The 14,266-nt window shown below is 55.0% G+C and carries 11 protein-coding genes and 1 pseudogene; 6 read left to right on the forward strand and 6 right to left on the reverse strand.

The features are described 5' to 3' along the window. Positions 1–161 precede the first annotated feature (161 nt). The 3 genes from H7R76_RS09930 to H7R76_RS09940 all read left to right on the forward strand — a co-directional run bounded on the left by H7R76_RS09930 (position 162) and on the right by H7R76_RS09940 (position 4,694). Positions 162–1,748: an MFS transporter gene (locus tag H7R76_RS09930; protein WP_106927809.1), complete on the forward strand. Its 1,587-nt coding sequence runs from the start codon at positions 162–164 to the stop codon at positions 1,746–1,748. A gap of 4 nt (positions 1,749–1,752) precedes the next feature. Continuing rightward, positions 1,753–2,892 (forward strand): beta-galactosidase BglB, encoded by a 1,140-nt coding sequence (gene bglB, locus H7R76_RS09935; protein WP_106927807.1) that lies wholly within the window; start codon positions 1,753–1,755, stop codon positions 2,890–2,892. A gap of 233 nt (positions 2,893–3,125) precedes the next feature. Next, positions 3,126–4,694 carry an MFS transporter gene (locus H7R76_RS09940; RefSeq protein ID WP_106927805.1) on the forward strand — a complete coding sequence of 523 codons (1,569 nt, stop codon included), beginning with the start codon at positions 3,126–3,128 and terminating at the stop codon, positions 4,692–4,694. A gap of 21 nt (positions 4,695–4,715) precedes the next feature. Here H7R76_RS09940 and mrdA2 read toward each other — a convergent pair whose 3' ends face one another. Both mrdA2 and argS read right to left on the reverse strand, forming a co-directional pair. Next, positions 4,716–6,587 (reverse strand): peptidoglycan DD-transpeptidase MrdA2, encoded by a 1,872-nt coding sequence (gene mrdA2, locus H7R76_RS09945; RefSeq protein ID WP_106927803.1) that lies wholly within the window; start codon positions 6,585–6,587, stop codon positions 4,716–4,718. Positions 6,588–6,764: 177 nt separating this feature from the next. Beyond that, the gene (gene argS / locus H7R76_RS09950; RefSeq protein ID WP_106927801.1) at positions 6,765–8,498 is read right to left on the reverse strand and encodes an arginine--tRNA ligase; all 1,734 of its coding nucleotides are present in this window, start codon (positions 8,496–8,498) and stop codon (positions 6,765–6,767) included. 211 nt (positions 8,499–8,709) lie between these two features. Between argS and H7R76_RS09955 the strand changes: the two genes are divergently transcribed. Next, positions 8,710–9,276, forward strand: coding sequence for a VOC family protein (locus H7R76_RS09955; RefSeq protein WP_106927799.1), 567 nt, complete (start codon positions 8,710–8,712; stop codon positions 9,274–9,276). A 74-nt stretch (positions 9,277–9,350) separates the two neighbouring features. Continuing rightward, entirely contained in the window at positions 9,351–10,091 is a 741-nt protein-coding gene (gene cutC / locus H7R76_RS09960) for a copper homeostasis protein CutC (protein WP_182967655.1), read from the forward strand. A gap of 181 nt (positions 10,092–10,272) precedes the next feature. Here the strand turns inward: cutC and cmoB are convergent, their stop codons facing one another. The 4 genes and pseudogenes from cmoB to H7R76_RS09980 all read right to left on the reverse strand — a co-directional run. After that, positions 10,273–11,241 (reverse strand): tRNA 5-methoxyuridine(34)/uridine 5-oxyacetic acid(34) synthase CmoB, encoded by a 969-nt coding sequence (gene cmoB, locus H7R76_RS09965; protein WP_182967657.1) that lies wholly within the window; start codon positions 11,239–11,241, stop codon positions 10,273–10,275. Then, positions 11,238–11,981: a carboxy-S-adenosyl-L-methionine synthase CmoA gene (gene cmoA / locus H7R76_RS09970; RefSeq protein ID WP_106927793.1), complete on the reverse strand. Its 744-nt coding sequence runs from the start codon at positions 11,979–11,981 to the stop codon at positions 11,238–11,240. The genes cmoB and cmoA overlap by 4 nt, the downstream gene beginning before the upstream one ends. A gap of 39 nt (positions 11,982–12,020) precedes the next feature. Further along, positions 12,021–12,416, reverse strand: a complete 396-nt coding sequence (locus tag H7R76_RS09975) for an MAPEG family protein (RefSeq protein WP_182930417.1) — start codon at positions 12,414–12,416, stop codon at positions 12,021–12,023. A gap of 51 nt (positions 12,417–12,467) precedes the next feature. Then, positions 12,468–12,815: pseudogene (locus H7R76_RS09980) on the reverse strand (DUF72 domain-containing protein); the annotation flags it as partial. Between the two features lie 51 nt (positions 12,816–12,866). Here H7R76_RS09980 and H7R76_RS09985 point away from each other — a divergent pair. Beyond that, a complete protein-coding gene (locus H7R76_RS09985; RefSeq protein ID WP_182967659.1) occupies positions 12,867–14,261 on the forward strand; it encodes a recombinase family protein in 1,395 nt (464 codons plus the stop codon). Positions 14,262–14,266: the final 5 nt, after the last annotated feature.

Raw genomic sequence — 14,266 nt, forward strand, 5'->3', positions numbered from 1 at the left:
TGCCACGACTCTTTGCATTTTTGCCAATCAGGCGTTCGCGCTGGCAGAAATAGGAAGGTATCCCTTAACGCATACTTTTACTGTAGCCGTGTCAGTACTCCTTTGTTATCAGCTCTGGCAGGCTGAAGGAGTTCCATAATAAAAGGCACAGGATAACGTCAATGAACAGAACACGAAAAATAGGACTCGTTAACTATTTTGCCTACGGATCGGGAGATTTTCTCGGCGCCGGTACCACCGCGCTGACCGCCGCCTGGCTGCTGTATTTCTACACCACGTTTTGCGGCTTAACCCCCATTGAAGCCACTTTTATCTTCGCCACCGCTCGCGTACTGGATGCGGTGGTCAGCCCGCTGATGGGCTTCCTGACCGATAACTTCGGCTCCACCTGGTTTGGTAAACGCTTTGGTCGGCGCAAATTCTTTATTCTGCTCGGCATTCCCTGCGTGTTCAGCTATTCCTTCATGTGGATAGGGGAGATGAGCTTCTGGTATTACCTCGTCACCTATCTGATCTTTGACGTGGTCTACACCATGATTCTGGTGCCGTATGAAACGCTGGTCCCGGAAATGACCGACGACTTCAAACAGAAAACCAAATTCTCCGGCGCGCGTATCGGTATGGCGCAGATGTCGGCGATTCTGGCTTCCTTCCTGCCGGGCATTCTGCTGACCCACTTCGGTAAAGACAACGCCATTTCCTTCTTTTATGCCAGCCTGGTGTTCTCGGTGCTGTGCGCCATCATGCTGACTTTTGTCTGGTTCTTTACCTGGGAGCGCCCGCGTGAAGAGTGGACTGTGGCGGCGCTGAAGGCGGAAGAGGAGAAAAAACACCTGACGTTTGCGCAGAGCATGAATCGCCTGTTTGTCGAACTGAGCTCAACGCTGCGCATCAAGATTTTCCGCCAGCACCTGGGAATGTACCTCGGCGGCTATATCGCGCAGGATGTGTTTAACGCCGTCTTTACCTACTACGTGGTGTTCGTACTGATGCAGGAAGCGTCCGTCGCCTCCAACCTGCTCGGCACCATGGCTATCTTCCAGTTCATTGCCGTCATCGCCATGATTCCGCTGTGCATCCGCTTCGGGCCGGCACCGTCCTATCGCATGGTGGTGGTGCTGTTTGGCCTGGGGTCATTCTCGTATGCTGCGCTGTACTATGCGGGTATGAGTGATATCTATGCATTACTGTTGCTGATTTCCGCGATTGCCGGTCTGGGACGCGGCGGCATCAACTATGTGCCGTGGAACACCTACACCTATATCTCTGACGTTGATGAAGTGATCACCGGCCAGCGCCGCGAGGGTATCTTCGCCGGCATCATGACCCTGACGCGTAAAGCCTCTCAGGCGGGGGCGGTCATGCTGGTGGGCATCATCATGCAGATGTCCGGCTTCGTCTCCGGGCAGAAAACCCAGCCGCCGGAAGTGAGCCATACCATCCTGATGATCCTCAGTATGGGCACCATCGTGGTACTGGCATTGGGCTTCCTGGTCTCACTGCGCTTTAAGCTGAACCTGAAAACCCACAGCGTGCTGCGTGAAGAAACCGCAAAAATGCGCCAGTCCGGCCACGTGGTACCGGAAACCGTCACGCCACAGGCGCGCGCCACCGTCGAAATGCTGGCGGGAATGCCGTACGAATCCCTGTGGGGCAACAACAACATTGGTTACCTGAATCGTAATAAACCTGCGGCACCTTCGCTGAAGCAGGCTGCAACATTGAATTCGACTTACAACAGAGGTTAAGAATATGAAAGTTTGGCCCGTCAAACATAGCCCATTATTACGTCAACCGGAGCATTTTATCTCCCGGGAAGAGCTGAAAGCCTTGATTCAGACGGTGACGAACAATCTGGTGAATATCAAGGATGAGACTGGTCAATTTCTGCTGCGTCTTGACGATGGTCGCGTGATCGATACCAAAGGATGGGCAGGCTGGGAATGGACGCACGGCGTAGGGCTGTACGGTATCTATCAGTACTACCAGCAGACCGGTGATGTCGCGATGCGCGATATCATCGATAGCTGGTTCGCCGATCGCTTTGCGGAAGGCGCGACCACCAAGAACGTGAATACCATGGCGCCGTTCCTGACGCTGGCCTATCGCTACGAAGAGACCGGTAACCCGGCCTATTTACCCTGGCTGGACAGCTGGGCTGAGTGGGCAATGCACGAGATGCCGCGCACCGACTACGGCGGCATGCAGCACATCACGCTGGCGGAAGAAAACCATCAGCAGATGTGGGACGATACGTTGATGATGACCGTGCTGCCGTTGGCGAAAATCGGCAAGCTGCTGAATCGCCCTGAGTACGTCGAAGAAGCGGTGTATCAGTTCCTGCTGCACGTGCAGAATCTGATGGATCGCGAGACCGGTCTGTGGTTCCACGGCTGGAACTATGACGGCCACCATAATTTTGCTCACGCCCGCTGGGCCCGCGGCAACAGCTGGCTGACCATCGTGATCCCTGACTTCCTGGAGCTGGTGGATCTGCCGGAGAACAATGCGACGCGGCGTTATCTGGTGCAGGTGCTGAACGCGCAGATTGCCGCGCTGGCGAAATGCCAGCACGAAAGCGGTCTGTGGCACACGCTGCTCGACGATCCTCATTCCTACCTGGAAGCGTCGGCCACCGCAGGCTTTGCCTACGGCATTCTGAAGGCGGTGCGTAAGCGCTACGTGGGCCAGGAGTATGCCGAAGTCGCGGAAAAAGCGATGAAAGGCATCGTGAAGCACGTTTCCCCGGAAGGTGAGCTGCTGCAAACTTCCTTTGGTACCGGCATGGGGTCAAACCTCGATTTCTACCGTGAAATTCCGTTGACCTCCATGCCGTACGGGCAGGCGATGGCGATACTGTGCCTGACGGAATATCTGCGTAAGTTCTTCTAAGTTCTCACACTTCCCGCCAACCCGGCAGCAACCGCTGTCGGGTTTTTTATTATCTGAACCATCAATTTTTTTTGAAATTTTCAGTTTTGGTTATAAAAAAATTTTAAGTGGATCGCATTCCTGCATGATGCGTATTAGCCGTAATGACAATAGTGATTTTGCTCACATTTCAAACCTCATGATAATAATATAAAAACAGTGTTTCAAAATTATAAAACATGAGGTTTATTTTTATGGCAAGAAATGCGGCTTCAGCCCCCCACGGGCTGCAGGGAAGACCTGTCAATCTGCGCCATCAACTGGCATACGGAGGCGGAAACCTCTTGGGCAGCGGCGCGCTGGCAATCAGCGGTGCGTGGCTTCTTTACTTCTACACCACCTTCTGCGGCCTGACGTTAATCGAGGCTGCGTTTATTTTTTCCGTTGCCAGCGTCATTGACGCGATCAGTAACCCTTTGATGGGTTACCTCACCGATAACTTCGGTAAAACCCGCCTTGGCAAACGCTTCGGCCGCCGCCGCTTCTTCCTGCTGATCGGCATTCCACTGATGATGTTCTACCCGCTGTTGTGGGTGGAAGGGCTGGGCTTCTGGTACTACCTGGGTACCTACGTGATGTTCGAGATCATTTATACCTCAGTCATGGTGCCTTACGAAACATTGGCGACCGAAATGACCGACGATTTCGCGCTGCGTTCCAGGCTCACCGGCTACAAAGCGATTTTTGGTAAACTGGCAAACTTCCTGGCGGCGTTTATTCCTGGGCAGTTTATCCTGTTGTACGGCAAAGAGTCGGCGACGCCATTCTTCCTGACCGGCCTGACCTACGGTGCTATTCTGATCGCCGCTGTAGCCTGCCTGTGGTACAACAGCTGGGAGCGCCCGCGTGAAGAAGAGCCGCAGGAACAGGTGAAAACCGGGTTGCTCAACACGCTGCTGTCGCTGGCCAAAGATATGCGTTCGACGTTCTATCTGCGCGTATTCCGTAAGCACCTGGGGATGTACCTGTGTGGCTTTGGCGCCGAGTGGCTGTTCGCCTCTATCTTTACCTACTTCGTCATTTTTGTTCTCCAGCACGATCCGGCAATGGTCGCGGGGCTGAATAGCCTGAACTCCATCCTGCAGCTGATTTCCACGGCGCTGTTTATCGGCCTGTGCGTGAAAAAAGGCTTCAGTAAGCCGTACATTATGGCGCTGAGTATCGTTATTTTCGCGGTGCTGCTGTACACCTCCCTGTGGTTCTTCCATCTGCCTGCGCACCTAGCGACGATTCTGATGTTCGGCATCACAATCATCTTTGGGCTGGGGACCGGCGGCGTGTATTACATTCCGTGGACGGTTTATACCTTCCTCGCGGACGTTGATGAAATCTACACCGGTCGTCGCCGTGAAGGGATCTATGCGGGGGCGATGACCTTCTCCGGTAAAATCTTACGCTCCGTTATTGTCTTTGTGATGGGCGCTGTTCTTAGCTACTACGGCTTCCAGTCGAAAGCGCATGTACAGCCGGAAAGCGCAGTGAACGCCATTGCGGTGGTCTTCTGCGGTGGCGTTGCGCTGCTGGCGCTGGCGGCGGTGGTCTTCAGTAAGCAGATGAAGCTGGATCGCAAAACCCATCTCATCGTGCTGCAGGAAGTGGCGCGAATCAAGGCCGGCGGCAAGCTGGAAGACATTGCGCCGGACGTGCGAGCGGTGGTGGAAGATCTGGTTGGTCACCGCTATGAAGAGTGCTGGGGCAACAGTCCACTGTTCAAAAAAGACGACGCGCCGGTTGTGGTTGAAGCGGTCTCCGCCGGGCGCTAAGACACCCGACGATTTTCCCTCTTACCCCTGGGACGGCGGCTGCGGCTGACTGTCCTGGGGGGCAAACAGATGGTCGAGTATCTGACGCATGACCGGTGCCGCGACCACGCCATCGCTCCCCCCATTCTCCAGCACCAGCGCAACGGCAACCTGCGGATTTTTATACGGCGCAAAGGCGGTATAAAAAATATGATCGCGCAGGCGGGTCGGGATCATCTTCGCATTGTAGGTCTGATTTTCTTTGAGGCTGAACACCTGCGAGGTGCCGCTTTTTGCCGCAATGCCGTACGGTGCGGTATGGAAGAACTTGTAGCCGGTACCGTTGGGCGCATTGGCCATGCCGAACATAGCCTGGCGCACCAGGCTCCAGTACGGAGAGGCGGCGCTGGCAATCTGCGTTTCATTTTTCGGCTGCTGGTAGGGAATCAGCGTTTTGCCAGACGCCTCATCCTTTAACAGGTGCGGAGGGATCACGCGGCCGTTGTTCAGCAGCGCCACCATCGCCTTCACCATCTGAATCGGTGTCGCAATCCAGTAACCCTGGCCGATACCCACTGAGATGGTATCACCCTGATACCAGGTTTTTTTGTGCACCCGCTCTTTCCAGTCGCGGCTGGGCAGCAGACCGGTGTACTCTTCATCAAGGTCAATGCCGGTTGGTTTACCGTAGCCGAACTGGCTCAGCATGCTATGAATCCGGTCAATGCCCATCATATAGGCGACCTGGTAGAAGAAGGTGTCGGCGGACTCTTCGATGGCTTTGGTGACGTCGAGCATGCCGTGACCGGTTTTTTTCCAGTCGCGGTAGTGGCGCTGCGTGCCGGGCAGCGTCCATGTCGGCGCGCCGAAGAAGTGGGTTTGCGGCGTAATGACGCCATCGAGCAGCGCCGACATCGCCATATAGGGTTTCACGGTGGAGGCTGGCGGATACAGCCCCTGAGTGACGCGGTTAATCAGCGGCAGGTTTTTATCCTGTAACAGCGCATTGTAATCCTGGTAGCTAATACCTTTGACGAAGGGATTCGGGTCGTAGCTCGGGTTGGACACCATCGCCAGCACCGAGCCGTCGTGCGGATCTTCCACCAATACCGCCGCGCGCTGGCCGACCAGCAGGCTCTCAATGTACTCCTGCAGGTGCAGATCCAGTGTCAGATGAATATCTTTTCCGGCCACTGGCGGCACGTCTTTTAGCAGACGAACGATACGCCCGTGGTTATCAACTTCCACTTCCTGATAGCCGGTCTTACCGTGCAGTTCGCTTTCGTAGTAGCGTTCAATCCCCTGTTTACCGATGTTGTGGTCGGCGGCATAGTTTTCTGCGATACCCTGTTTATCGAGCGCTTTGAGATCGCTGTCGTTAATTTTTGATACGTAGCCAAGCACGTGGGCCAGCGCGGCACCGTAGGGATATTGTCGGTCCTCATAGCTGTTGACGGTGACGCCGCTGAAGCGAAACTGGTTAACGGAGAAGCGTGCGATTTCGATATCGGTCAGCGCATTTTTCAGCACCACCGGGCGGTAGCGGCTGCTTGATTTGAGGGCTTTACGGAACTGGTCGATATCGTCGGCAGTAAGGTCGACGATGGGCGTTAGCTGGCGCAACAGCGCGTCCATATCGCTGATTTTATAAGGCGTGACGGAAATATCGTACCAGGTCACGTTTTTGACCAGCGGAATACCGTTGCGATCGTAGATGATGCCGCGCGTGGGGGCGACAGGCAGCATTTTTATATCGTTGGCGTCGGATCGCGTGGTGTAGTAATCGTGCTCATCAACCTGCAAATGATAAAGGTTGAAGATAAGAATGCAAAAGCAGACGATCACCAGGCCAAAGGCCACCAGCGCGCGACGCAGGAAGAGCTTTCGCTCCGCTTCATAGTCTCTAAATGTCATGACAGTACCCGGTGTTTAAGCCGCCTAATCATACGGAGCGGCCTGCGTCATGACAGACAAAAAGTGTTCCATCCCTCCGGGAAAATGTGTCATTTCTTGTGTTTTGTAACAAACGCGGCGGGGAGGGGAAAATAAAAAAGCCCGCGACACGGCGCGGGCTTTTTGGGGGAACGGAAATTACATACGTTCGACGGTTTCGATCCCCAGGGTATCGAGGCCCAGCTTCAGGGTTTTCGCCGTCAGCAGCGCTAACTTCAGGCGGCTGTTGCGCACTGCCTCGCTCTCTGCGGAGAGGATCGGGCAATGTTCGTAGAAGCCAGAGAACAGACCCGCCAGATCGTACAGGTATGCGCACATGACGTGCGGCGTACCGTCGCGAGCAACCACATTCAGCGTTTCTTCGAACTGCAGCAGGCGCGCGGCCAGCTGCGCTTCACGTTCTTCGGTAATGTTCACGGCGGCGTTAACGATGGCGCTTTCTTCCAGCTCGGCCTTACGGAACACAGACAGTACGCGGGTATAGGCATACTGCATATACGGCGCGGTGTTGCCTTCAAAGGCCAGCATGTTGTCCCAGTCGAACACGTAGTCGGTGGTGCGGTTTTTGGACAGATCGGCGTATTTTACCGCACCGATGCCGACGGCATTGGCCAGTTTTTCCAGCTCGTCTGCCGGCATATCCGGGTTCTTCTCCGCCACCAGACGACGCGCGCGCTCCAGCGCTTCGTCCAGCAGATCCGCCAGCTTCACGGTACCGCCGGCGCGGGTTTTGAACGGCTTGCCATCTTTACCCAGCATCATGCCGAACATGTGGTGTTCCAGCGGAACGCTGTCTGGCACGTAGCCTGCTTTACGCACGATGGTCCATGCCTGCATCAGGTGCTGGTGCTGACGGGAGTCGATGTAGTACAGCACGCGATCGGCGTGCAGCGTTTCATAACGGTATTTCGCACAGGCAATATCGGTGGTGGTGTACAGGTAGCCGCCATCCTTTTTCTGGATGATGACGCCCATAGGCTCGCCTTCTTTGTTCTTAAATTCGTCGAGGAACACCACGGTTGCGCCTTCGCTCTCGACCGCCATCCCTTTGGCCTTCAGATCGGCAACGATACCCGGCAGCATGGGGTTATACAGGCTTTCACCCATGACGTCATCGCGGGTCAGGGTCACGTTCAGACGGTTGTAGGTCAGCTGGTTCTGGGACATGGTAATGTCGACCAGTTGGCGCCACATTTTACGGAAGTATTCATCGCCGCCCTGCAGTTTAACCACGTAGCTGCGAGCGCGCTCGGCAAAGGCTTCGTCTTCATCGTAGTGCTTTTTGGCTTCACGATAGAAACCTTCGAGGTCAGCCAGCGCCATTTCACCGGCGTTTTCCTGCTGCTGTTTTTCCAGGTAGGCAATCAGCATCCCGAACTGGGTGCCCCAGTCGCCGACGTGGTTGGCGCGGATAACCTTGTGACCCATCAGCTCCAGGGTACGGACCGACGCGTCGCCGATAATGGTTGAACGCAGATGGCCCACGTGCATTTCTTTCGCCACGTTTGGCGCGGAGTAGTCAACGACAATCGTCTGCGGCTCCGGCTGCGCGATACCCAGACGTTCGCTTTTCAGCGCCTGCGTAACGTGCTCGGCGAGGAACGCCGGATCGAGGAAAATGTTGATAAAGCCCGGCCCGGCGATTTCCACTTTATTGGCGATGCCATCAAGCTGGAGATGAGACAGTACCTGCTCTGCCAGTTGTCGCGGCGCCATGCCCAGTTTCTTCGCAACCGCCATCACGCCGTTGGCCTGATAGTCGCCGAACTGTACTTTTGCTGACTGACGAACCTGCGGTTCGCAATCGGCAGGCGCGCCTGCCGCAATCATGGCCTGACTGACTTTTTCTGAGAGAAGAGCCTGAATATTCACCGGAATACCTTACGTTTTAGACGCTGCTGCCCGCGGGGTGCAGCGCCGGGTGTGGATAAATTAAGGCGGGAGTATACTGCATTTGCCCGATGCCGTCAGCATTGGCCCAACGCCGCCTGAGCAGGGATTGACCGCTTGTCCGCCTCGTCGGTTGGTTCAGCGCCCACAACAGGGTAGATTAGCCTTTTCATCAGATAAGAGTAGGGCTGAAATGGCAAACTGGCAGACTATCGCGCAGCTACAGGATATTTCCGCGGACCTTCCGCGCTTTACCGAGGCGTTCACTGCGCTTTCGCAACGGTTGGGGCTCGATATCGCGCCGCTCAATGCCGACCACATTTCCCTGCGTTGTCATCAAAACGCCACCGCCGAGCGCTGGCGTGCCGGTTTCGAGCAGTGCGGTACGTTACTGTCGGAAAACCTCATCAACGGGCGTCCTATCTGCTTGTTTAAACTCGATGAGCCGGTTTGCGTTGCGCACTGGCGCTTTACGGTGGTTGAGCTGCCGTGGCCGGGTGAAAAGCGCTACCCGCACGAAGGCTGGGAGCATATTGAGATTGTTCTGCCGGGCGAGCCTGAGCAGCTCAACGCGCGGGCGCTGGCGCTGCTGTCCGACGAGGGTTTGAGTCAGCCGGGAATATCGGTCAAAACCAGCTCGCCGAAAGGCGAACGCGAACGCCTGCCAAACCCCACTATGGCGATCACCGATGGCCATGTAACGGTGAAATTTCATCCATGGACCCTCGAAGAAATCGTTGCCAGCGAACAAGCAGTGTAACAATGTGAGCTAACGCGGGGTCTGGCGCGCGTAACGATGGCATCATCGGACGCTGGAGAAAAACGGAGAGAAACATGGCATTGCTGGAGATCTGCTGTTACAGCACGGAATGCGCGGTGATCGCGCAGCAGAACGGGGCCGATCGCATTGAACTGTGCGCCGCGCCGCTGGAGGGCGGGCTGACGCCGTCGTACGGTGTCCTGAGAGCGACGCGCCAGCGGGTGACGATTCCCGTGCATCCCATTATCCGCCCGCGCGGCGGCGATTTTTGCTACACCGACGGTGAGTTTGCCGCCATGCTGGAAGACGTTCGTCAGATTCGCTCGCTGGGCTACCCCGGTTTTGTGATTGGCGTGCTCAACCCCGAAGGGCAGGTTGACGTGCCGCGTATGCGGCAAATTATGGTAGCGGCAGGGCCGCTGGCGGTGACGTTCCACCGCGCGTTTGATATGTGTGCCAATCCTTTGCAAGCCGCTGATGTATTGGCAGATTTAGGCGTTTCCCGGGTGTTGACTTCTGGTCAGCAGCCGTCGGCCGAAAAAGGTATTTCATTAATTCGGGAACTTATTGCGCGAGAGGGTACTCCAACCATTATGGCGGGTGCAGGTGTGAGGGCGAGCAACCTTTCGCTCTTCCTGGAAGCAGGCGTCAAAGAAGTGCACAGTTCAGCCGGGCAATGGTTGCCCTCCGAAATGCGTTATCGCAATCCCGGACTGTCAATGTCAACGGATCCTGACGCTGATGAGTATTCACGTTATGCCGTCGACGGTGCGGCCGTAGCCGCAATGAGTGCGATCGTCGCGCGTCATGAGTAGTTAACCGTTTTTTACCGCGCGTCATATCGCCCAATATGATGCTTGCTTGTACCAGGCCCCTGCCCATTAAACAGGGGCCTTTTTTTCGCCATCGTATTTTATTGGCAGGGTCAGCGTCGCGCTGATTACCGGATGGCGGCTTTGCCTTATCCGGCCTACGATTTGTAGTCAGGCAAAACGATTACGGTTTACGCGCAATCAACACCGCGCGCAGCGGCGCAGGATAGCCTTCGATGGTTTTGGTCGGATCGTTCGGGTCGAGGAAATCGGCCAGCGATTCGGTGACCATCCATTCGGTACGACGCTGTTCTTCGGTTGAGGTGACGTTCATATCGACGATACGCACATCGACAAACCCACATTTTTCCAGCCAGTTTTTCAGCGCAGGGGCAGAGGGAATAAAGTAAACGTTACGCATCTGCGCGTAGCGGTCGCCCGGCACCAGCACCGTGTTTTCATCACCGTCAACCACCAGCGTTTCCAGCACCAGTTCACCGTCGTTCACCAGCTGATCTTTAAGCTGCCAGATATGCTCCAGCGGCGAGCGGCGATGGTAGAGCACGCCCATGGAGAAGACGGTATCAAACGCTTTCAGCGCCGGAAGCTGCTCAATGCCGAGCGGCAGCAGATGCGCACGCTGATCGTTGCCGAGCAGTTTACGCACGGCTTCAAACTGGCACAGGAACAGCTGGGTGGGATCGATGCCAACCGCCAGATGGGCACCCGCGCCGATCATCCGCCACATGTGGTAACCGCTGCCACAGCCCACGTCAAGAATGGTTCGACCGCTCAGATCAGACAGGTGCGGCAGGACGCGATCCCATTTCCAGTCGGAGCGCCATTCGGTATCGATATTGACGCCGTACAGCGAAAACGGCCCTTTGCGCCACGGCATCAGGTTGCGCATCAAGGTGTCAATCCGTTTGATCTGACCTTCGCTGAGCGGCGTTTCGCTCTCGGCGGTGACGCTGTGCAGCAGATCCAGCTTCCACGGTTGGATTTCCGGCAGGAACTCGACCGCGTTGGACCACTGTTTAAACAGCCCGTGCTGATCGCGCTGCCAGGCGCCAATCTGTGCGGGCAGCGTTTCCAGCCAGTGAGAAAGGGGGCTTTTGGCGATTTGCTGATAGAAATTACCGAACTCGATCATGCCGGGCTACCCGCCTTAAGCGCTACGAGAGAGCCGAAATTAAAGCACTGGAACCACAGCTCGCTGTGTTCGAAACCGGCCTGGCGCAGACGCGCTTTATGCACTTCAACGGAGTCAGTTAACATGACGTTTTCCAGCATGCTGCGCTTCTGGCTGATTTCCAGCTCGCTGTAGCCGTTAGCCCGTTTAAAGTCATGATGCATGTTGAACAGCAGTTCGCCGACGGTGGCGTCTTCGAAGCTGAATTTTTCCGACAGCACCAGCGCGCCGCCCGGATTCAGCCCCTGATAAATTTTATTGAGCAACGTCTGACGTTCTGCGGGCTCGAGGAACTGAACGGTGAAGTTCAGCACCACCATGGAGGCATTCTGAATGTCGATATCGCGAATATCGCCTTCGATGACGTCGACCGGCGTCGGCGCTTTGTAGGCATCGATATGGCGGCGGCAGCGTTCGATCATCGCCGGGGAGTTATCAACGGCAACGATGCGGCAGTCGCCGTGGGCGATGTTGCGACGAATAGAAAGCGTGGCCGCGCCCAGCGAGCATCCCAGGTCATAGACCTGCGAACCCGGCTGTACGAAGCGCTCGGCCAGCATGCCAATCATGGAGATAATATTTGAGTAGCCCGGTACGGAACGTTGGATCATATCCGGGAAGACTTCGGCTACCCGTTCGTCGAAAGTCCAGTCGCCAAGGTGGGCGATCGGGGCAGAAAATAGCGTGTCGCGGTCAGACATAAGGTGACATCCGGAAAAATAAAAACGGCGTATTGTGCGCTAACGAAGGGAGAAAACCAACTCCCACGGCATATACCAAAGGTTCGCCAGCACCATTAGCAACAGTGAAATGTAGGTTGCACTCATTCCCGAACGGCGCCAGCGGAACAGCCGATGATGGAAACCGTAGTAGTGCATCAGGCGCCCGGCGAGCAGCAGCAGGCCGCAAATATGTACCATCCAGGTTTCGGCACCGTTCATTTCCATAAACAGCAGCAGAACAACGCCAATCGGAATATATTCCACCGCATTGCCGTGAATGCGGATTGCGCTCTGAAGCTCGCTAAACCCTCCGTCGCCGTAGGCAACGCGGTAAAGCATACGCAGACGAACGACATCAAAGGAAAACTTTATCAGCAACAATGCCGCCAGGACGGCATACAGCGCGCTAACCATACAAACTCCCTTTCTGTTGGCAGATGGCACCCATTATCATAGGTAGGAACGTCAGAAAAGAGAAGATTGTTGTGGAATTGCCGGCGCATCGCCGAGGTCGGGGAGGGCGGCGCGAAGCGTATTCCACAGGGTATCGACCAGCTCCGGCGCCTGAGCAATATCCGGCGTGTGCAGGAACAGGTAGGGCGTGGTGGTCTGCTGCCACTGCGGCAACTTTTCCAGCCATGGCGTAAACATCGCCAGATTTTGCGCCATGTTATCGCTGCCGATAAAGCGCACCATCGGCTGGCTGGCGGTGACGACGGCGTGTACCGGCACTTTGGGCTTTTTGCGCTGAGCTTCTATCACGGCTGCGTTATGTGCCACTGCGGCATGCACCGGGCGGCTATCGAGAATTACACCTGTCTTATGATACACTTCCAATATTCCTGATGATGCAGACTTAGCCAGATGAAGAAAGCTATCTCGTACATAAGATTTTCTACTAAGAATCAATCCGTTGGCGACTCAACCAAGCGGCAAACCAAGTATATCAACGATTGGTTGAGCCGTAACCCCGATTACTATCTGGACGATTCACTAAAATTCCAAGATTTAGGTATCAGTGGGTTCTCTGGGGCAAATGCTAAGTCGGGAGACTTTGCTGAATTTCTTGCTGCTGTAGAAAAGGGCTATATCGAACCGGGTTCTGTTCTGCTAGTGGAATCACTGGACAGGGTAAGCCGTCAAGATATTGACGCAGCAGGGGAGCAACTAAGGAAGATACTCAGGGCTGGCGTAGATGTGGTGACCCTCGTAGATAGCTCTTGGTATACGAAAGAGAGCCTGAAAGACCCACTGAGTATGATAAAGGCAATTCTGGTGATGCAACGTGCTCATGAAGAATCAGCCATGAAATCAACGCGTCTACGCTCTGTGTGGGCTGCTAAACGTGACCATGCCGTACAGACTGGTCAAATCATGTCAAAACGCTGTGTAGCGTGGCTGAGAGCGTCTGATGACCTGTCACATTTTGAACATATCCCAGAGAATGTTAAAGCTGTACAGCGTGTCTTCCAGCTACGTCTTGAAGGTATGGCACACGCCAAGATTGCAGCAAAGATGAACGAAGAGGGATTCTTCACGCTCAACCAGTACAAACCCGTACAGGGTGGTTGGTCTCAAACATCAATCACTGAACTACTGAGCAACCGGGCTGTGATTGGCTACAAAGTACCGTCAAAATCTATGGTTGTGAAAGGTGTCGCAGAGATACCGAACTACTATCCCGCCATAATCACAGATGAGCAATTCTACGCTGTACAACAACTCAAGCAGGGTTCAGGACGTAAGCCATCATCTGATAAGCCTCTGCTTACAAACCTCTTCAAAGGCGTTATGCGCTGCTCGAAATGCGGTTTTATCATGATAGTTTCTGGTGTCACGGATAAACGTAGCGGTAACTACAGATGCTCGATGAAAGCCGAAGGTCGATGTGATGCAAAAGGGTTTAGTCGTCTACAGACTGACCGGGCACTGGTGCAGGGGCTTCTGTACAACACGAACAGGCTTTCTCTAACCACTGGCAAAGATTCGGCTGTAGGTGCGTTACAGGCTGAACTGGATGAGCTAACCACACGCAGAGACAACCTTCTGAGGCTGGCAGAACTTTCTGGTGATATTGAGTCCTCAGCCAAGCGTTTACGAGAACTGAACGAACAAATCAAAGAAGCAGAGCGCTCTATATCTGATGTCCACCAGCGGGAAGCATCCAGCCAGTTAGCGACGATTAATCACCTTGACCTGACAACGAAGAAAGACCGTACAGAAGCTCAAATCGTAAGCGTTAACCGGACGCCGTATTGACACTG

Source organism: Klebsiella sp. WP8-S18-ESBL-06 (genome assembly GCF_014169755.1).
Taxonomy (GTDB): domain Bacteria; phylum Pseudomonadota; class Gammaproteobacteria; order Enterobacterales; family Enterobacteriaceae; genus Kluyvera; species Kluyvera ascorbata_B.